Origin of the sequence: Nonomuraea sp. B5E05, assembly GCF_039880665.1 — a bacterium.
Taxonomy (GTDB): Bacteria; Actinomycetota; Actinomycetes; order Streptosporangiales; family Streptosporangiaceae; genus Nonomuraea.
On sequence record NZ_JBDPMJ010000006.1, the window covers coordinates 368,479 to 386,159 of the forward strand.

General features: G+C 67.3%; 16 protein-coding genes. 8 read left to right on the forward strand and 8 right to left on the reverse strand.

Annotated features, from left to right (window positions below; genetic code table 11):
* Positions 1-8: 8 nt before the first annotated feature.
* From ABGB01_RS14590 to ABGB01_RS14625, 8 genes are all read right to left on the reverse strand, one after another.
* On the reverse strand, positions 9-1,235 hold the full coding sequence (locus tag ABGB01_RS14590; RefSeq protein ID WP_347773804.1) for an enolase C-terminal domain-like protein: 1,227 nt from the start codon (positions 1,233-1,235) through the stop codon (positions 9-11).
* Positions 1,232-4,216: a glycoside hydrolase family 38 C-terminal domain-containing protein gene (locus ABGB01_RS14595; RefSeq protein ID WP_347773805.1), complete on the reverse strand. Its 2,985-nt coding sequence runs from the start codon at positions 4,214-4,216 to the stop codon at positions 1,232-1,234. Before ABGB01_RS14595 ends, ABGB01_RS14590 begins: the two co-directional genes overlap by 4 nt.
* Positions 4,216-5,025 (reverse strand): carbohydrate ABC transporter permease, encoded by an 810-nt coding sequence (locus ABGB01_RS14600; RefSeq protein ID WP_347773806.1) that lies wholly within the window; start codon positions 5,023-5,025, stop codon positions 4,216-4,218. The genes ABGB01_RS14595 and ABGB01_RS14600 overlap by 1 nt, the downstream gene beginning before the upstream one ends.
* Entirely contained in the window at positions 5,022-5,873 is an 852-nt protein-coding gene (locus tag ABGB01_RS14605; protein ID WP_347773807.1) for a sugar ABC transporter permease, read from the reverse strand. The genes ABGB01_RS14600 and ABGB01_RS14605 overlap by 4 nt, the downstream gene beginning before the upstream one ends.
* 46 nt (positions 5,874-5,919) lie before the next feature.
* Complete coding sequence (locus tag ABGB01_RS14610) at positions 5,920-7,173, reverse strand: ABC transporter substrate-binding protein (RefSeq protein WP_347773808.1); 1,254 nt, start codon at positions 7,171-7,173, stop codon at positions 5,920-5,922.
* A gap of 42 nt (positions 7,174-7,215) precedes the next feature.
* Complete coding sequence (locus tag ABGB01_RS14615) at positions 7,216-7,914, reverse strand: FadR/GntR family transcriptional regulator (RefSeq protein ID WP_347773809.1); 699 nt, start codon at positions 7,912-7,914, stop codon at positions 7,216-7,218.
* A gap of 103 nt (positions 7,915-8,017) precedes the next feature.
* Entirely contained in the window at positions 8,018-8,578 is a 561-nt protein-coding gene (locus ABGB01_RS14620) for a dihydrofolate reductase family protein (RefSeq protein WP_347773810.1), read from the reverse strand.
* A gap of 35 nt (positions 8,579-8,613) precedes the next feature.
* Positions 8,614-9,723, reverse strand: coding sequence for a LacI family DNA-binding transcriptional regulator (locus tag ABGB01_RS14625; RefSeq protein ID WP_347773811.1), 1,110 nt, complete (start codon positions 9,721-9,723; stop codon positions 8,614-8,616).
* A gap of 230 nt (positions 9,724-9,953) precedes the next feature.
* On the opposite strand from ABGB01_RS14625, the gene ABGB01_RS14630 reads away from it, so the two are divergent.
* From ABGB01_RS14630 to ABGB01_RS14665, 8 genes are read left to right on the forward strand one after another with little or no spacing between them, the layout of a single operon-like run.
* Positions 9,954-11,114, forward strand: a complete 1,161-nt coding sequence (locus tag ABGB01_RS14630; RefSeq protein WP_347773812.1) for an ABC transporter substrate-binding protein — start codon at positions 9,954-9,956, stop codon at positions 11,112-11,114.
* A 39-nt stretch (positions 11,115-11,153) separates the two neighbouring features.
* On the forward strand, positions 11,154-12,029 hold the full coding sequence (locus ABGB01_RS14635; protein ID WP_347773813.1) for a branched-chain amino acid ABC transporter permease: 876 nt from the start codon (positions 11,154-11,156) through the stop codon (positions 12,027-12,029).
* Positions 12,030-12,073: 44 nt separating this feature from the next.
* On the forward strand, positions 12,074-13,084 hold the full coding sequence (locus tag ABGB01_RS14640) for a branched-chain amino acid ABC transporter permease (RefSeq protein ID WP_347773814.1): 1,011 nt from the start codon (positions 12,074-12,076) through the stop codon (positions 13,082-13,084).
* Positions 13,084-13,863: an ATP-binding cassette domain-containing protein gene (locus tag ABGB01_RS14645; RefSeq protein WP_347773836.1), complete on the forward strand. Its 780-nt coding sequence runs from the start codon at positions 13,084-13,086 to the stop codon at positions 13,861-13,863. The genes ABGB01_RS14640 and ABGB01_RS14645 overlap by 1 nt, the downstream gene beginning before the upstream one ends.
* Entirely contained in the window at positions 13,853-14,635 is a 783-nt protein-coding gene (locus ABGB01_RS14650) for an ABC transporter ATP-binding protein (protein WP_347773815.1), read from the forward strand. Before ABGB01_RS14645 ends, ABGB01_RS14650 begins: the two co-directional genes overlap by 11 nt.
* Positions 14,616-15,650, forward strand: a complete 1,035-nt coding sequence (locus ABGB01_RS14655) for a M14 family metallopeptidase (protein ID WP_347773816.1) — start codon at positions 14,616-14,618, stop codon at positions 15,648-15,650. The genes ABGB01_RS14650 and ABGB01_RS14655 overlap by 20 nt, the downstream gene beginning before the upstream one ends.
* Entirely contained in the window at positions 15,647-16,252 is a 606-nt protein-coding gene (locus ABGB01_RS14660) for an urea carboxylase-associated family protein (RefSeq protein ID WP_347773817.1), read from the forward strand. Before ABGB01_RS14655 ends, ABGB01_RS14660 begins: the two co-directional genes overlap by 4 nt.
* Positions 16,253-17,629 carry an amidase gene (locus tag ABGB01_RS14665; RefSeq protein WP_347773818.1) on the forward strand — a complete coding sequence of 459 codons (1,377 nt, stop codon included), beginning with the start codon at positions 16,253-16,255 and terminating at the stop codon, positions 17,627-17,629.
* The last annotated feature ends 52 nt before the right edge of the window (positions 17,630-17,681 follow it).

Here is a 17,681-nt window from a genome sequence, read left to right on the forward strand (position 1 = left end):
TTATGGTGCTACTCCACGGACGCGACGGTGGGGTCGGCGAAGCGCGCGTTGGGCACGGTGGCGTACCAGCCGGGCCGGCCGGGGTCGCGGTCGTACGGGTAGCCGCCCATCTCGCGGTAGAGCTCGGCGTATTCCGCCACCCGCTCCCTGTCGAGCCGCACGCCCAGCCCCGGGCCGTCGGGCACGGCGATGGCGCCCTCCGAGTACGCCATCTTGCCGCCCTCGATCACGTCGTCGCGCAGCTGGTGGTAGTGCGCGTCGGCGGAGTAGGTGAGGTTCGGGAGCACCGCGCCGAGGTGGAGCATGGTCGCGAGCTGGATGCCGAGCTCGCCCGACGAGTGCACGGCCACCCCGATCTGGAACGTCTCGCACACCCCTGCCGCCTTCACGCACGGCCGGATGCCGCCCCAGAAGGTCGTGTCGAGCAGCACCACGTCGGCGGCCCTGCGCAGCACGTTGGAGGCGAGCTGCTCGAAGTTGACCACGACCGTGTTGGTCGCCAGCGGCACCCTGACCTGCTCGCGCACGGCCCTGAGCCCTTCGAGCCCCCAGACCGGGTCCTCCAGGTAGTCGTTGTTGAGCCCTTCGATGGCCCGGCCGAAGCGCAGGCCCTCCGCCACCGACAACACGGCGTTCGGGTCGTACCTGAGCCGGTCGCCGGGGAACGCCTCGGCCAGCGCCCGGTAACACTCCAGCTCGTAGTCCGGCGGGAACACGCCGCCCTTGAGCTTGTGCACGGTGAACCCGTGCGCCGCCTTGAGCTCCGCGGTGTGCGCGACGAGCTGGTCGGGCGTGCGGATCTCGGCGTGGCCCTCGGCGGCGTACCTGAAGAACAGGTAGGAGGCGAACGGGACGGCGTCGCGGACGCGCCCGCCCAGCAGGTCGCTGGCGGGCACGCCGAGGTGCTGCCCGATGAGGTCGACGCAGGCGAACTCGATGGCGGCCAGCAGCTGGGTCCTGTTGTTGTAGAGCGAGGCCGTCGGGTTGGCGATCTTGAAGCGCAGCGCCTCCAGCTGGAAGGGGTCATGATCCTTCAGGTACGGCACGAGCGCGCGGAAGGCCGACTCCGCGCTCTCGCCTCCGCCGCCCATCTCCCCCAGGCCGATCAGCCCGTTGTCGGCCTCGACCTCGACGATCGTGCGGACGAACCGCCCCCAGTGCGCGCCGTTGCTGTGCCGCAGCGGCGCTTCGAGCGGGACCGCGACCGTCGTGGCCCTGATGTCAACGATCTTCACGCGCACGTCCCCCAGACGACGGCGACCCCGCAGGCGGGCAGCCGTACCTTGACCGACTCGTCCACCACGTCCAGCCCGCGGGCCGAGCGCAGGCCCGGCAGCGTGACCGTCGCCTCGACCGGCTCGGCGGCCAGCGACTGGAGCCGCACCACGCGCTCGTCACCCGACCGCCCGAGCGACGTGACCAGCACGTCGGGGTGGTCGACGGAGACGTACGTCTCGGTGGCGGCGGGGCCGTCGCCGATGAGCGCGCCGACGAACGGCTCGGTCAGCCCGGAGGCGACCGCCGCCCCGAGCCGCCTGCCTCCCGTTCCGGCCTCGCTGGTGACCGCGTAGCGGAACGTGGTCTCGCCCTGCTGCTGGGCGGGGAAGTTCGTGTCCCAGATGTTGTTGAGCGCCCACGAGTAGACCGTGCCGTCCTCCTGGTCGAGGGTCGGCGGGAACGGCGCGTACGGCATGTGGATGGTGCCGAGCTGCACCAGCGGCGCTTCCAGCGTGGCCCAGGCGATGGTCAGTTCGGGGTCCTCGAACGCGATCCAGTGCCGGATCGGCAACATGTACTCGGCCGAGCCCGGCACCCGTGGCACGTCGGGGCCGCCGACGCCGCCGGTCAGCTCCCAGGCCGTGGCCTGGCCCGCGGCGAACGGGAAGGCCAGGAAGACCGCCTCCTTCGAGGGGGTGCCCTGCTTGGCGAGCTGGTAGGTCAGGTCGACCCTGGGCACGCCGTTGTGCAGCTCGATCGTGGTGCGCAGCCAGTCGACGCCCTTGGCCCGCAGCTCCACGACGAGCTTCTCGCCCACGGCGGTGCGCTGGACCTTGGTGATGACGGCGTTCCTGCCGATGGCGCGGTCGCCGAGAAGGGTGCGGTCATGCGCCCCCACGTGTCCCGACATGTGGTTGAAATGCGGGGCGGTGGCGTACTGGTCGTAGACGTACTGGCCGAAGCCGGCCGCGGCCTCGCCGTTGACCAGCTCGCGGCCCGCCCGCTTGTCGAAGATCGAGCTGACGTAGCCCTCGCGCACGTCGTACGCCACGCGGTAGAACTCGTTCTCGATCACCCCGTCCAGGTCCAGCTCGACCGGCTCGGGGGCCTGGGTCTCGCCGGGCACGACGTCGAGGCGGGCGTAGCCGTACCCCGGGATGTCCTCGACGACCGCGTGCACGTGCCGCCCGATCGGCCGGGTCGGCCAGTCCACCGGGTCGACCAGCTCCTCGTGGTGCGGCAGCGTCCGCCCGCTCCGCGCGTCCACCAGCGCGATCGGCACGTCCACGCCCACGACGTCCCTCGGCAGGAACGCGCGCACGACGTCGGTGCGCGCCCGCGTGCCGGGGTTGAAGACGGCGAACGCGGCCAGCGCGCCGCCCGTCCCCGGCTCCCCTCCGGCCCCCGTCAGCGCGGCGGCGAACCTGCGGGTCGCGGCGTGCAGCAGGTCGGACGCGTCGTCCTGGGCCTGGTAGGCGCCCGACGACTTGCGCGTCCACTGCAGGCCGCCCGAGTCGCCCGCTTCCTCGGCGTCCTCCCACGGGTTGGCCGCGCCCCACGTGTGCTCGTTGAACAGCGCCACCTTGTCGTAGGCCGCGTCGATCTGCTCGGTGGCGTCCTCGCCGGCCAGCGTGTGCAGCGTCTCGGCCACCCGCAGCGCCGACTGGGCCCTGCGCACGTAGCCGAGCGGGCGCGCGCCCGAGCCGAGCCCGTCGGCCCACCAGTCGGTCCAGTCGCCCTCGTGCACGGAGAGCCGGTCGAGGTAGCGCTCCTCGACGTGCTCGAAGAAGTCCTTGTTGGCGGCCGAGCGCAGGCGCGGGTAGGCCCACTGCTCGTTCCACCTGCGGGCGATCGACGCCGGCACGATCGACGGGCCCGCGTTGTCGGCGTGCGCCCCCTGCACCCGCAGGTGCAGCACGTCCAGCTCGTACGGCTCCTTGGGCGCGTCCGGCCCCTGCCACCCGAACGTGCCCGGCCCGTACGGGTAGCCCCGCGTGGCCAGCGCCGACAGGTAGCGCGGCAGCAGGTCGTCGGCCAGCTCGAAGGAGTCGGTCAGCCCGACCGTGTTGCCCTCCATGTACGCCATGCCGTGCGGCGTGTCCGTGAACCACACGATGACCTCGTTGCCGCTCGGCGCCCGCCACCGGAACGGCCTCGTCAGCTTGTCGCCGCCGTGCAGGTAGGGCACCGAACGGCCGGCCCAGTTGTGGGCCGCGGCCAGGTAGCGCACGCCGTGCGCGCTGAGCGCGTCGACCAGGCCGACGACCGCGCCCGGCACGTCGGTGTGCATCGCGGACGTGGTGGCGAAGCCGTACCGGTCCTTGAGCTGGGAGGTGAAGCGGAGCTGGCGGTGCAGCTCCTCGGTCGAGCAGGCCTCGGTGTGCAGCTGGAACGGCAGCGCCGTCACCTCGATGACGCCCTCGCGGGCCCGCGCGGCGAACGCCTCGACCATCTCGGGCGGCCGCGCGTCGAGCCACTTCAGCGCCGGCATCGACGACTCGACGCTCCACCGGAACTTGGCGTCGTCCGGCCAGGACGAGGTCTCCTCGGCCAGCCGCAGCGCCGCGTCCAGGTAGTCGAGGTGGTGGCGGAGCACCGTGCCCTGCGGGTCGGTGTAGCCGATGTCCAGGTGCGAGTGGTGCACGACGAACACGCTCCACTTGCGCTGCGGCGTCACCGTGATCCGGGCCGAGCCGACCACACCCGCGTCGTCGCGGCACTCCAGCGTCAGCTCGCGGGGCGCGTCCACCTCCGGCACCAGCAGCGTCACGTCGCTGCCCGACCCGCTGTCCACATCCACCAGCGTGTGCGTCAGCGGCCGGGTGCTGGACACCCTGACCGCCTGGCGGCCGTCGTGGGTGAACAGCGGCAACACCGAGACCCGTACCTCCAGCCCGCGCACGCTGATCACCGGTGTCGAGGTGTCGTCGCGCAGCGCCTGCCTGATCCCGTCATAGTCGGGACTGCCCAGGCTCCGCTGGAGCAACCGGCTCGTCATCAAACACTCCCTAGAGACAGGCCCCTGGCGAAGAGGCGCTGGGTGGCGAGGAACAACACGACCGTCGGCAACGAGACCACGAGGCCCGCCGCCAGGCCGACGGGCACCGGGGTCCCGGCGTACACGTCGGTCATGAGGCCGGCGATGGCGGTCATCACGGGCCGCACCTCCTCGGTCTGCGTCAGGGTCAGGCCGAAGATGAGGTCGTTCCAGATGAAGGTGAACTCGAGGATGAACACGGCGGTCAGCGCGCTGGCCGAGATCGGCAGGTAGATGCGCCAGAAGATCCGCCACGTGGAGGCGCCGTCCATCCGCGCGGCCTCGAAGATCGAGAACGCCACGCCGGAGTAGAAGTTGCGCAGCACGAACGCGGCCAGCGGCACGTTGATCGCCGTGTAGATGAGGATCATGCCGAGCCTGGAGTCGTACAGGCCGGCGTCGCTGTAGCCGACGAAGAGCGGCACGAGCAACATCTGCGAGGGGAAGATCGTGCCACCGAAGATCAGCAGGAACCACCAGAACCCGTACCTCAGCCGCAGCACCACGATCGTGTAGCCGGCCAGCGCGCCCACGAGCACGCCGAGCAGCGGCGAGACGAAACTGTAGAGCGCGGTACTGGCCAGGCTCTGGGTCAGGTCGGCGCTGTCGAGCGCCCGCGCGAAGTTCTCGAACAGCGCGAAGTCGCCGGACGGCACCCACGCGCTGCCCGGATCGTACGAGCCGGCCGGGCGCGCGGCGTTGACCAGCAGCAGGTACGTCGGCCCGAGCCAGACCAGCCCGAGCACGACGAGCACGGCACGCCTGATCATGTGGCGGTCACCTGCCTCTTGAGATAGAGGTACGACGCCAGCCCCGTGACCACGGTCAACACCACCGCGACCGCCGACCCGTAGCCGTAGTCGCTGGCCACGAACGTCTCCTTGTACATCGTCACCGCGAGGGTTTCCGAGTTGCGGCCGGGCCCGCCCTGCGTCAGCACCCACACGATGTCGAACGTTTTCAGCCCGGCCACCAGCGCGAGCCCCACCACGACGGCCGTCAGCGGCCTCATCAGCGGCCAGATGACGTGCCTGAACAGCCGCCACCCCGAGGCGCCGTCGAGCCGGGCGGCCTCGATGGGCTCCTTGGGGATCGACTGCAGGCCCACCACGAACAGCAGCGTGTTGACCCCGAGCTGCTGCCACGTCCAGACCAGCAGCATGGCGACGGTGTTGGTGGGCGCGTCCTGGAGGAACGCGGTGTCCACGCCGAGCATCAGGTTGGCGATCCCGCCGTGGGACAGGATCGGGCTCCACACCATGGCGAGGCCGGCGCCGCTCAGCGCGTACGGCAACATGAACGGCAGGCGGTACCAGGCGCCGCCCTTGAGGTCGTACGACAACACCGCCACCAGCAGCCCGAGGCCGACCGGCAGCACCATCGTGCCGACCACCCAGATCAGCGTGTTGCGGGTCGAGGTGAGCAGCGCCGGGTCGTCGAACAGCTTGGTGAAGTTGCGCAGCCCGATCCACGCCGGCGGCTCAAGGCCGTCGTAGCGGGTCAGGCTCAGGTAGGCCGTCCACACGAACGGCGCGTAGAGCAGCCCCGCGACCAGGAGAGCGGCCGGCGCGACGTAACCGTGCTTGAAGCGGCCGAGCAAGGGAGCACGCGTGCTCATGGCCTCACTCCGTGAGGCAGGCTCGGTCGCCCGGATGCTCCCTCGCTCACTGGTGCGTGCTCCAGTACTCGTCGGCGGCCTGCTGGATGGTCTCCAGGACCTCCTTGTACGAGCCAGGCTGGGTGACGAACTTGCTGAACCCGTCGAGCGCGGCCGTCAGCACGGGCGGCGGCGTGGCCTCGAAGTAGCGGTTGACCAGGCGGTATTTCCCGCCGCCCGCGTCCTTGGTGACGGCGCCGAGCGCCTTGTCCTCGATCTTCACCTTCGGGTTGGCGCTCACGTCACCACGGCTCGTCGCCCACTTCTCCTGGGCCTCGGCGGTCGTCCACCACTTGAGGTACTTCGTGCTGGCGTCGGGGTCGGCCGCCTTCGTGAGCGAGCACAGCGGGCCGCTCTCGAAGATCATCGAGGTCTTGGGCAGTGCGGGGTTGACGTTGGGAATGACGAAGAAGTCGTAGTCCTCGCCGGCCTTGAGGTCGCGCTGGGTCATGCTGGTGTTGAACCAGGTGCCGAGCGACACCATCGCGGCCTTGCCGTTCTTCAGCACGTCGGCGGGGTCGGTCTTGTCGCCCGGGTTGATGAAGTAGCCGGCGTCGATCAGCTGCTTCCACTTCTCCATGACCTGGACGACGCCCGGGTCGGTGTACTTCGCCTCGCCGGTGGACAGGCGGTCGTACAGGTCGGGGTCGGTGCCGGCCAGGAGCTGCTCGAACCAGACGAACGAGAACAGCACGCTGGTGTGGTAGAAGGCCTTCACGCCGTTCTGCTTCAGCGTGTCGGCGGTCTTGATGAGGTCGTCCCAGGTCTCCGGGGGCTTCAGGCCGTGCTTGTCGAAGATCTTCTTGTTGTAGAACATGCCCCAGTAGGCGACGTTCATCGGCACGCAGTACTGCTTGCCGCCGATCGTGTAGTAGGGCATGAGGTCTTTCGACAGGTCGCCGTTCTTGATCGCCTCCTGCCAGATGGCCGAGGTGTCGGCCACCTGCTTCTGCTTGACGATCTGCTCCAGCATTCCCCCGGTCTGCCAGGTGAACAGGTCAGGCTTGACGTCGGTGCGGAACGACGCCTTGATGAACGCCTGGTACTGGGCCGAGTCGGTGTATCCCGTCGGCTTGATGCTCAGGCCGACGCTCTGCTTGGACAGAGCACTCATCTCGTCGAAGTACTTCGTCCAGGCGCCCTTGTCGTTGTACAGCGTCAGCTCGGTCTTCTTCTCCTGCGGCGCGTCGGCGCCGTTGCCACCGCAGGCGGTCAGGACGAGCGCCGCCACGCCGAGCGTGACCACACGTGACCGGAACATGGGCCGGCCTCCTTGTTTCCATCGGGGGTTCAACCGGGGGGTTCAACCCGGGGGGTGCAACCTGTGCTCTATGACCGTCCTGACCTCGACCAGATGGGCCCGCATGCGGTCCTCGGCCTGAGCCGCGTCGCGCGCCTCGATGGCCTCCAGGATCGCCAGGTGCTCGTCGTAGTCACGCCGCCGGTCGTCGAAGATCTGCAGGATCTCCCGCTGCTCCGGCCCATGGACGAGGAGCAGCGAATCGACGACCTCGTGGAGCACGCTGTTGCCCGCCATCCGCGCGGTCGCCCGGTGGAAGGACATGTTCGCCTCGTGCAGCTCGGCGTCGTCGCCGCGCAGGTGCTTGCCCGCCCTGTCGAGCACGCCCTTGAGCGCGGCCAGCTCCTCGCCCTCCGCGTGTTGCGCGGCCATCGCGGCCAGCGGCGGCTCGATGACGATCCGCGCCCCGAGCAGCTCGACGAGCTGGGCGGCGTGCACCTCACGCATGTTGGGGTTGGGCAGGACCAGCCGCTCGATGGCGGCACCGACGTAGATGCCGGAGCCGTGCCGCAGCTCGATGGCGCCGGTGGCCTCGAGCCTGCGCAGCGCCTCGCGCAACGTCGGGGTGGTGACGGCGAAACGCTGGGAGAGCTCCCTGGTCGAGGGCAGCCTGTCGCCTGGCCGGTGCCCGCCCTTGCGGATGAGCTCCAGCATGCGCTCGGTGAGAGCGTCGGAAAGCGTGGGCCGCGTTACCTCGGACATATCAAGTGATCTAATCACTTATTCCCATCGGCGTCTATGCGCCGAGCAAAACTCACGGCAAAGGATGCACCTTCCCAAGGGATCGGAGGCCGGCCTGCAAGGGTCACATCACCTGGTGGCGGAGGTAGACGACGCCGGAGTCGAACACCCTGCTCTCGACCAGGCGGGTTCTGACCGAGGCGGCGAGTTCCGGGAAGAACCGCCGGCCCTGGCCCAGCACGACCGGGTGCATGAGCAGCTGGAACTCGTCGACCAGGCCGAGCCGCACCAGGCTGTGCGCCAGTGTCGCCCCGCCCACCTCCAGGTCGCCGCCGTCCTGCCGCTTCAGCCTCGTGACCTCCTCCTCGAGATCGCCGGTCATGAGCGTGCTGTTCCAGCCCACCTCGGTGAGCGTCCTGGAGAAGACGTGTTTCGGCATGGCCCGCCAGACCCGCGCGAAGTCCGTGACGACCGGCGGGGCGTCCGGACGCCGGTCGGCCGTGGGCCAGAAGGCGGACATGTTCTCGTACATGCGCCTGCCGTAGAGGGCGCCCCCCATGCCGCGCGCCATGTCGTTGCAGAACGCGTGCACCTCGTCGTCGGGGGCGGTCCAGCCGATGTCGCCGCCGGGCGCCTCAACGTAGCCGTCGAGCGACACCATCATGCAGTAGATGACTTTTCGCATGCCTGTAGAGACCTCCGGAGCCGGCGAAACTCATCTCATTTCAGCGGGGCGGCGGCCCAGCCATCGTTCGCGCCTGGCTCGCCGCGGGTCCGCGGCGCCGTCACAGGGGCCGTGACAGGTGCGACCGAGGAGCTCGAATCACGCACCACCAACCGGGGCTGAAGTGCGACCGACCCACTCGTCCGCCCCTCGAGCATGTCGATCAGTGCTCGTGCCGCTGTCTCCCCCATCTCCCGCAAGGGCGTGTGGACGCTCGACAACGGGATCGGAAGATCCTGCGCGATCGCGATGTCGTTGTAGCCGACCAGTGCCATGTCGCGCCCCACGACCAGCCCGTTGTCCCTGAGTGCCCCCATCGCCCCTATGGCCGCGGAGTCATTGACCGCGAAGATCGCCGTTGGGCGGCGCGGCAACGTGAGCAGCTCCTGCGCAGCTCGCCGTCCCCCCTGGGGGTCGAAATCCGTGTGGACGATCTGCGCTCGGCCGACGGCGATGCCGGCTCGCTCGTACACCTCCACGCATCCTCGGACCCGATCGAGAGCAGTGGGGTAACGCGGCCCGGCGATGATGCCGATCTCGCGATGACCTGCTTGCAGGAGGTGCTCGCCCACCAACCGTCCTCCCAGCACGTCGTTTCCGGTCACCGAGACGTGCCCTTCGGCACGGTGGTTGACCAGGACATGCAGGGTCCTGGATCGGGACAACTCTTCGTAGATCTTCTCATCGAGGGTGGGGTCGCCGATCACCAGGCCGTCGACCCTGCGGCTGAGAAGCATCTCGACCCGCTCCCGGCGCCGTTCCGGCGCGCCCAGGGTGTTGGTGACGATGGTCTGGTAGCCGAGGCCGAAGGCCGCGGTGTCGATACCGCTGAGAATCGTGGCGAGCACGACGTCGTGCAGCTTCGGCAGCAGGACCCCCAGAACCATGCTGCGTCTGGTTCGAAGGCTCGCCGCCGTGAGGTCGGGGCGATAGCCGAGACGTTTGGCGACCTCCCGCACCCGCTCTTCGGTCTCTGCGAAATCCGCCCTGCGGGGTCCAGGTGCCCGTCGGAGAATCCTCGACACCGTCGAAGGATGCACTCCGGCCACCTCCGCGATCAGCTTGTGCGTCGGCGGCTTCGATCCACGGCCTGACGGCTCGTTCATCGACTGTTGCCTCCCCATGTGAAGGTGTGGAGTCGCAGGAAATCATCCAAATGAAGCACTTGACAGGCAGCGTACATGCAGTCGATTGTAGCTACATGCAGTCGACTGTAGGTAGATGTTCGAGCATCAACCCTTGAGTCGGCTACTTCACGCCAGACCGGGCATCACCCAGCCAGGTCATGAAACGGACGCGTCGCGCTCAGCGTCTGATCAGCTAAGAGGCACAGAAGATGCGTAGCAAAACACTCGTAGCAGCCGTTGCTCTCACTCTCACGGCCGTGGGTTGTGCAAACTCGGCCGACGATCCGAGCACAGGCTCCGACCCCATCAAGATCGGCCTCTCAACCCCCCTGTCAGGATCAGCCGCCGCGCTTGGAGAAAACGAACGCAACGGCGTACAGCTGGCCATCGATCAGGTCAACAAAGACGGTGGTCTCCTGGGGAGCCGAAAACTCGCACTCGCCGCCCAGGACAATGCCTGCAACCCGACCGATGGCGTTGGATCCGTCACCAAACTCATCACCCAGCAGCAGGTGTCCGCAGTGATCGGCGCTCTGTGCAGCGGGGTCACCCTTGCCGCGATGCCGCTGGCCAAGCGATATCAGGTGCCACTGGTGGTCTCGACGTCCACGTCGCCCGACATCACCACGGGAGCCGGCAAGGGAGGCAACGACTTCACGTTCCGGATCAATCCCTCTGACGCGACGCTCGCCGTCGCCCTGTCCACATACCTGCAAACAGCAGGCGATGCGCGCGAGGTGGCCATCCTTGCCGAGGACAGCACGTACGGCCGGACAGGCGCCGCAGCCCTGGAAAAGGCGCTCGCCGACAAGGGCATCAAGGTGACGGCGGTCGACTTCGTGGCCCAGGGGACCTCTGACTTCTCACCGCAGATCAGCAAATATCGCAACAACGGCACTCAGTCGGTCGCCCTGTACATCACAGGCGCCGATCATCTTTCGTACCTGCGCCAGGCCGCCAGCGCCAAACTGGGGCTGCCGGTGACGGGCCGCGTCGAACTCGAGGGCCAGAACCTCGAAATCCTCAAGGACGGGCAGTTCGCCGGATCGTCCAGCGTCTACCCCTACAGTTCTCTGATCCGGACGCCGGCGAACGCGAAGTTCGCCAAAGCCTATGAGAGCGCCTACAAAACCCCGCCCACCTATGAATCATTCGAGGGCTACAGCGCCGTCATGGTGATCGCGGATGCCATTCGCCGAGCGAAGAGCGCCGAACCGAAGGCCATTCAGAAAGCACTGGTGAGCACCGACCTCGCCTCTCTTACCGGAGGCACGCTGAAGTTCGATGCCAACCACCAGGCCCACGACAAGGCATTCATCATGCAGATCAGAAATGGCAAGACCGTCATCGTGTCGGATGTCGTCACCTGATCCGTCCCCGTCGGCAGACTGACGACTGGAGGTCATCGCGTGGACGCGACGTACACCTGGGAACTGATCGCCAATGGCGTGGTGCTGGGGTCCAGCTATGCGCTGCTCGCCGCAGGCTTGGCCGTCATCTTCGGTGTTCTCAATGTTGTGAACTTCGCCCATGGGGCGTTGTACATGCTGGGGGCGTTCGCCGCCTACTTCTTCATCCCGCTCACCGGCTATTGGGTGGGCATCCTGCTCACCGCGGCGACCATGGCGCTCATAGGAATCGTCATGCAGGAAGGTCTGCTCCGCCGCCTTCCTGCCGACGGAGCATTCTCCAGGACCATGCTGCTGACCCTGGGCCTGGCCATGATCATCCAGAACGGGGCGATCATGCTCTGGGGCGCAGGGCCACGGCAGTTGCCCGAGGACAGCAGGCCGCAAGGTCACCTCGTGCTGGGAGACGTGATCATCCCGATCGGACGCGCCTTCATCGTCGTCGTGGCGGTCGTCACGCTCGGGGTGCTCTACCTGCTGCTCAGCCGGACGCAGGTGGGCCGGGCCATGCGCGGCGTCTCCCAGAACCCCACGGCGGCGCTGGTCGTGGGAATCTCTCCGGAGCGGATCGGCCGGCTGGCGATGGCTCTCGGTGTCGGCCTGGCCGGCATCGCCGGTGCGACGTTGACGCCGGTCTTCACGGTGAGCCCGCAAATGGGGATCACGATCGTCTTCAAGGTGTTCGCCATCGTCGTCATCGGCGGCCTGGGCAGCGTGCCCGGTGCAGTGATCGTCTCCTATCTCGTCGGCATGCTCGAGAGCTTCGCCGGAGGTTACGGATCCGCCATGACCCAAAGTGTCAGTGTCTTCCTGTTCATGATCGCAATTATGTTGGTGAGGCCGCAGGGCCTGTTCTCGACAGAGGTACGAGTATGACGGCGGACCTGAAAGTGCATGATCCAGCTGAAACAGGTGACGCGATGTCGGGCAAGCCCTCGTCTCATCTGACCAGATGGCTGGGAGGCCGGCACCTCGATCCGCTGCTTCCCACAATCGCCGCCATCGCGCTGGCACCTGCCGTGGTGACCGACGACTACTTCATCGACGTCGCCAACCTCGCGCTGACGTTCATGGTGCTGGGAACGGCCTTCAACCTGCTGTACGGCTACGTGGGAATGCTCTCCTTCGCCCAGGTCGCCTTCGTCGGCATCGGAGGATATGCCACCAGCTGGCTGGTGACCCACACCGACCTGTGGCAACCCGCGGCCTTTCTCGCCGGCGGTGGAGTGGCCGCCCTGGTCGCCGCGGCTGTCGGAGCCGTCACCGTGCGCTTGTCGGAGGGCGCGTTCGCCATCATCACGCTGAGCTTCACCTTGCTCTGTGCGATCGTCGCCGCGGAGTGGACCAGCGTGACCGGCGGAAGGCAAGGCATGTTCGGGCTGCCCGCCCCGTCATTGTCGCTGGGCTCCGTCGAGCTGGCGGCGGACACGCCGAGAAGCTACTACTACCTGCTGGCCGGCTTCACCGTGCTCGCGTTGTGGGCCATGCAACGCCTGGTGAAATCGGCCGCGGGCAGCGTGATGATCGCCATCCGCGACAACGAGCCGCTGGCCAAGGCGCAGGGCTACGCGACGAACACGTACAAGCTCGCCGTCTTCACCTTCTGCGCGTTCGTCACCGGGCTGGCAGGAGCGCTCCACGCCTTCCGGCTGACCACCATCGACCCGTCCATCTTCGACTTCTACCTCATGCAGGTGATGCTCATCATCGTGATCCTCGGAGGTGCGGGAACCTTCTGGCCGGTCGCTTACAGTGCCGTGCTCTTCGCCGTGCTTCCTGAGGTGCTGCGCATGGCGGACGAGGCCCGCCTCATCGTTTACGGCGCACTGCTGGTTCTCGGACTGCTTTTCGTTCCGCAAGGTGTCGGAGGATTCCTCCGAGCACGGGCGATGAACAGACATCTGCGCGCCATGAAAGGTGGCCGCTCGTGATGACCGCCCCCGGGGGTACGGCCCCTCCAGCCCTGCAGGTCACCGGCCTGGGAAAGTCGTTCATGGGCGTTGCGGCACTGTCGGATGTCGATTTCACCCTCAGCACGGGTAGCGTACTCGGCCTCATCGGCCCGAACGGATCGGGTAAGTCGACGGCTCTCGACTGCGTGACCGGCTTCGTGCAACCCGACCGCGGACGGATCCTGCTGGATGGGGAGTCCATCTTCGGCAAGGCGCCCCACGTCATCGCCAGGGCCGGCCTGGTGCGAACGTTCCAGACCGTGAAACTGTACGACCAGCTCACCTTGGACGATCATCTGAGTCTTTCGCTGCGCGGACTGAACAGGACAGGACGTTCAGGAAGCTCTCGTAGGCGTTCGTCGGACATGAGTCGAGCGACGTCCTGGCTGGTCAAGTTCGGGCTCGAGCGGCTTCGTTCAGCGCCCGCCGGCATTCTGTCCTACGGCCAGAAGAAGCTGCTCGCCCTGGCTGCGGCACTCGTGACCCAGCCACGGATCGCCCTGCTCGACGAACCGTTGGCGGGGGTGAATCCCCGGATCATCGACCTGATCCACGATGCCGTTCTGCAGGCCAACAACGAGGGCCAGACGTTTCTCATCATCGAGCACAACGTCGAGTTCATCACCTCCTGCTGCTCCGAAGTCGTGGTGCTGGACGCGGGCAGGAAGCTCGCCGCGGGACCGCCCTCGGTCATCTGGGACGACCCGGCCGTGTACGAAGCCTTCCTCGGAAGAAAGGGGGACGGTCATGCCGGCTGATCGGCATCTGAGCGTCTCGGCGTTTTCCGCCGGATATCTGTCGGGCGTGCCCATCGTCAACGATCTGACCTACGGGTTCGCCAGTGGATGCCTCACGACGATCGTGGGCCCCAACGGGGCAGGAAAGTCGTCCCTGCTCAAAGGCATCTACGGGTTGACCAAGTGGTGCAAGGGGTCCATCCGCATCGGCGATCGTGACATCACCACGTTGCCCGCCTGGAGCCGCATGCAGGCCGGCATCAGCCTGGTCCCTCAGGGACGCTGCAACTTCCCGCGCATGACCGTGCAGGAAAATCTGCAGCTGGGGGTTTACACGCTGCCACGCGGCAGTCGTGCGGTCGCGGTCGCCGAATCGCTGGACCAGTTCCCCGCCCTTGCCGCCCAGCGGACGCGTCCGGCCGGAAACCTCAGCGGCGGGCAACAGCAGCTCCTGGAGATCGCCATGGCGATGATGGCGCGCCCCAGAGTGCTGCTCATCGACGAACCATCGCTCGGGCTCTCCCCCAAGGCGCGGTGCCAGATCTTCGACGAACTGAAGGAGATCGCCGCCCACGGCGTGTCCGTCGTCATGGTGGAGCAGAACGTGATCGAAGGTCTCGCGGCCTCGGACGTCGCCGTCGTCATGGTCGACGGCCGTATCCATCGGCACGGGCCGGCCGAGGAGGTCCTCGGTGATCCGGAGATGAAGAACGTCTTTCTCGGAGGCAGGCCTGACGCCCCCGCCCCCGGACATGAATCCGACAGGAGACGTCATGACGACGACGGTAACTGACCACCTGAGCCGTACGATCGTCGGCGACACCGGCCGGGGCCTGGTCGAGGCCGGCCGATTGGCCAGCGGCAATACGATCGGCATTCCCTACATGATTGCCCGCGGAAAAGGCAGTGGCCCTTGCCTGTGGGTCAATGCGGCCGTCCACGGTGACGAGTCGCAGGCGGCGATCGTCGCAACGGAGTTCTTCCGTGCCATCTCGTCGCTTCCCCTCTACGGCAACGTCATTGTGACGCCCGTCGCCAACCCCCTGGCCTTCGACTACCGGCGCAAGCATTCCCCCTTCGACGGCGTAGATCTCGATCAGAGCTTCCCCGGAAGGGCCGACTTCCTCGGCACGCAGCGGCTCGCCCATCGCCTTTACGAGGAGTTCGCACCGCTGGCCGACGTTGTGGTCAACATCCACACCATGGGCCCCTTCCTCGATGCCTGCAACTACGCCGTCTACAAGTTGCATCCGCGAGAAGCCCACGAGCACGACCTTCTGTCCATGATCTCCTTGCTCGATCCACGGGTCGCCTGCCGTATGGACGTCTCGGGTCCAGGCGAACTGCCCGGTCACATAGCCGGAGCGCTGGACTATCAGATGATGGAGCTGGGCAAGCGGGCTTTCATGCTGGAGGCAGGCGCAGGAGGCCGGCTCGACCGCGAGGCCGTGGACAGGGCCGTCGCGGGTCTCGTCCGCCTCGCCACGGCAATCGGCACCGCGAAGGGGAACCCGTTCGAATGGCCGACCTCCGTATGCCGGGCTACTCGACGTACACACGTCACCACCACTGACGGCGGTTTCTTCCACGCGCTCGTCGCGCCCGGTGAGGTAGCCGCGGCGGGACAACCTCTCGGCGAGGTCCGCAACGCCTTCGGTGACATCGTGGCAACGATCAGCATGCCTTCGCCGGTGCTGGTGATCGGCATCCGACGTGACCCCGTCGTGCACTCCGGTGATCGCGTGGCATTCGTCGCCACCGAATGGAGCGACGTCGATCTGACCGCAGCACCCCGGACGTCGCCATGAGCAGGCAGAGCCAGCAGGTCGAAGCGGCCGAGATCGGGACTCTTCACGTGGCCGCGGGAGAAACCCTGCGTGTGACCAACTCGCTCGGCGGGCAGGTCGTCGACGCGTGGTTCTTCGCCGCGGACGACTGGACCGAGCACGTTTGCATGAGCCACTCACGTGCGGCTCTGCGCACGATCCGGCCAGTGGTGGGAAGTGCCTTCGTCACCTGTCGACGGGTTCCGCTGATCACGATGGTCGCCGACACGTCGCCCGGCATCCACGACATGACCATGCCCCCATGCGACCGATGGCGTTACCAGCAGCTCAACGCTCCGGGGCACCGCAACTGCGCCGACAATCTCAGGTCGGCTCTGCACGCGGCAGGACATACACCCGGTGTGCTGCTGCCTGACCCGCTCAACCTCTTTCAGAACTCTCCCGTCGCCCCCGATGGGCACATAACGTTCCGGGAATCCCCCGCGCCGGCCGGCTCCTATGTCGATCTGCGGGCGGACAGAGATCTCGTCGCATTCCTGTCCGTGTGTCCCATGGACATCATGCCGATCAATGGTGGTAGCCCGCGAGGGATCGCGGCCGCCGTTCTCGACGAGGTGACGTAGATGTCGACGTCACCGTCCGATCTGACACTGGAAGAGACCAGGACCGCCCTCTACAGGAAAGAGATCTCTCCCCGTGAGGTGGCCGCCGGCTACCTGGAGGCGATCAACCGCTGGGAAGCGGCACTGGGCGCCTTCGTGTCACTGAGCGAGGACCGTGTGCTCAACGTCTCCCGACTCGTCACGGACGAGTTCGGAAGAGGCGTGTTCAGGCCGCTGGCAGGCATCGGTGTGAGCGTCAAGGACAACATCGACGTCGCCGGACTGCGGACCACGGCCGGATCGTCGTGGCTGAACGAGCAAGCCACCGACAACGCCGAATGCTGGCGCCGCGTGGAGCTGTCCGGAGCGGTGCACATCGGCAAGACCAACATGCACGAATTCGCCTACGGCGCCACCAACGTCAATCACAAGGCCCAGACCACCCGCAATCCCTGGGACCGCCGCCATATCAGTGGCGGATCCAGTGGCGGAAGCGCCGTGTCCGTGGCCATCGGTTCCTGCGGCGCGTCACTCGGCACCGACACCGGAGGATCCGTACGCGTTCCCGCGGCCCTCACCGGCGTCACAGGCTTCAAGCCGACCCTGGGCCGGATACCCGCCGCCGGGGTTTTTCCGCTCAGTCCCGCCTGCGACACCGTCGGTGTGATCAGCCGCACGGCCGCCGGCTGCGCCCGCGTCTTCCGAAGTCTGATCCTGCACGGCGAGCTTGAGCACGACGACCCTTGGCGACTGTCGTTGCGCGGAGCACACCTGGGCGTCGTGATGTCACATGTGTCCCGGTCCTCCCCGGCTGTCAGCGATGCCTTCCGTCGCGCGCTCGACGCTGTCGAAGCGCTGGGCGCGACGGTGGAACCCTTCGAGCTTCCCCACGAAGAGGACGCCCGGCTCAGCACGGGCACCATCGTTCAGTTCGAAGCAGCTCAGGTTCATCGTCGCTGGCTGCACGACCGTGGCGAGGACTATGGGGACGATGTCAGGGCACGCCTGGAGGCCGGGCTCACGGTGTCCGTCCGGCGATACCGCGCGGCCAAGGACGATCGCAGCGAACTCGCGGCGAAGATGCTGGGGAGCCAGAGCCGGTTCGACGCCGTCATCGGTCCGACGGTCCCCATCACCGCTCCCCGCATTGAAGCGTGCGGCCTCGCCCAGGCAGCCGACATGCAGGCCGCGTTGCTGGCGAACACCTACTGCTTCAACGTCACCGGCCAGCCGGCGATCTCCGTTCCCTGCGGAACGGCGAGCGACGGCCTGCCGGTGGGACTCCAGATCGCAGCGGCACCGGGCCGGGATTGGGACGTCCTCAGGATCGCCAGGGCACTGCAGAGAACAACCGACTGGCATCGTCGTCGCCCGTCGTTGGAAGGGCTGGGGAGATGAACGCCGCGCAGCCCTCTCCCCTCCTGGGCAACCTTGCAGAGGCGTACAACCC

Bases quoted from the DNA above. Each gene is read 5' to 3' on its own strand.
- ABGB01_RS14610 (WP_347773808.1), bottom strand. From the start codon at position 7,173: ATGTTCCGGTCACGTGTGGTCACGCTCGGCGTGGCGGCGCTCGTCCTG.
- ABGB01_RS14605 (WP_347773807.1), bottom strand. From the start codon at position 5,873: ATGAGCACGCGTGCTCCCTTGCTCGGCCGCTTCAAGCACGGTTACGTC.
- ABGB01_RS14665 (WP_347773818.1), top strand. From the start codon at position 16,253: ATGTCGACGTCACCGTCCGATCTGACACTGGAAGAGACCAGGACCGCC.
- ABGB01_RS14645 (WP_347773836.1), top strand. From the start codon at position 13,084: ATGACCGCCCCCGGGGGTACGGCCCCTCCAGCCCTGCAGGTCACCGGC.
- ABGB01_RS14640 (WP_347773814.1), top strand. From the start codon at position 12,074: ATGTCGGGCAAGCCCTCGTCTCATCTGACCAGATGGCTGGGAGGCCGG.
- ABGB01_RS14630 (WP_347773812.1), top strand. From the start codon at position 9,954: ATGCGTAGCAAAACACTCGTAGCAGCCGTTGCTCTCACTCTCACGGCC.
- ABGB01_RS14625 (WP_347773811.1), bottom strand. From the start codon at position 9,723: ATGAACGAGCCGTCAGGCCGTGGATCGAAGCCGCCGACGCACAAGCTG.
- ABGB01_RS14595 (WP_347773805.1), bottom strand. From the start codon at position 4,216: ATGACGAGCCGGTTGCTCCAGCGGAGCCTGGGCAGTCCCGACTATGAC.
- ABGB01_RS14650 (WP_347773815.1), top strand. From the start codon at position 13,853: ATGCCGGCTGATCGGCATCTGAGCGTCTCGGCGTTTTCCGCCGGATAT.
- ABGB01_RS14620 (WP_347773810.1), bottom strand. From the start codon at position 8,578: ATGCGAAAAGTCATCTACTGCATGATGGTGTCGCTCGACGGCTACGTT.
- ABGB01_RS14600 (WP_347773806.1), bottom strand. From the start codon at position 5,025: ATGATCAGGCGTGCCGTGCTCGTCGTGCTCGGGCTGGTCTGGCTCGGG.
- ABGB01_RS14655 (WP_347773816.1), top strand. From the start codon at position 14,616: ATGACGACGACGGTAACTGACCACCTGAGCCGTACGATCGTCGGCGAC.
- ABGB01_RS14615 (WP_347773809.1), bottom strand. From the start codon at position 7,914: ATGTCCGAGGTAACGCGGCCCACGCTTTCCGACGCTCTCACCGAGCGC.
- ABGB01_RS14660 (WP_347773817.1), top strand. From the start codon at position 15,647: ATGAGCAGGCAGAGCCAGCAGGTCGAAGCGGCCGAGATCGGGACTCTT.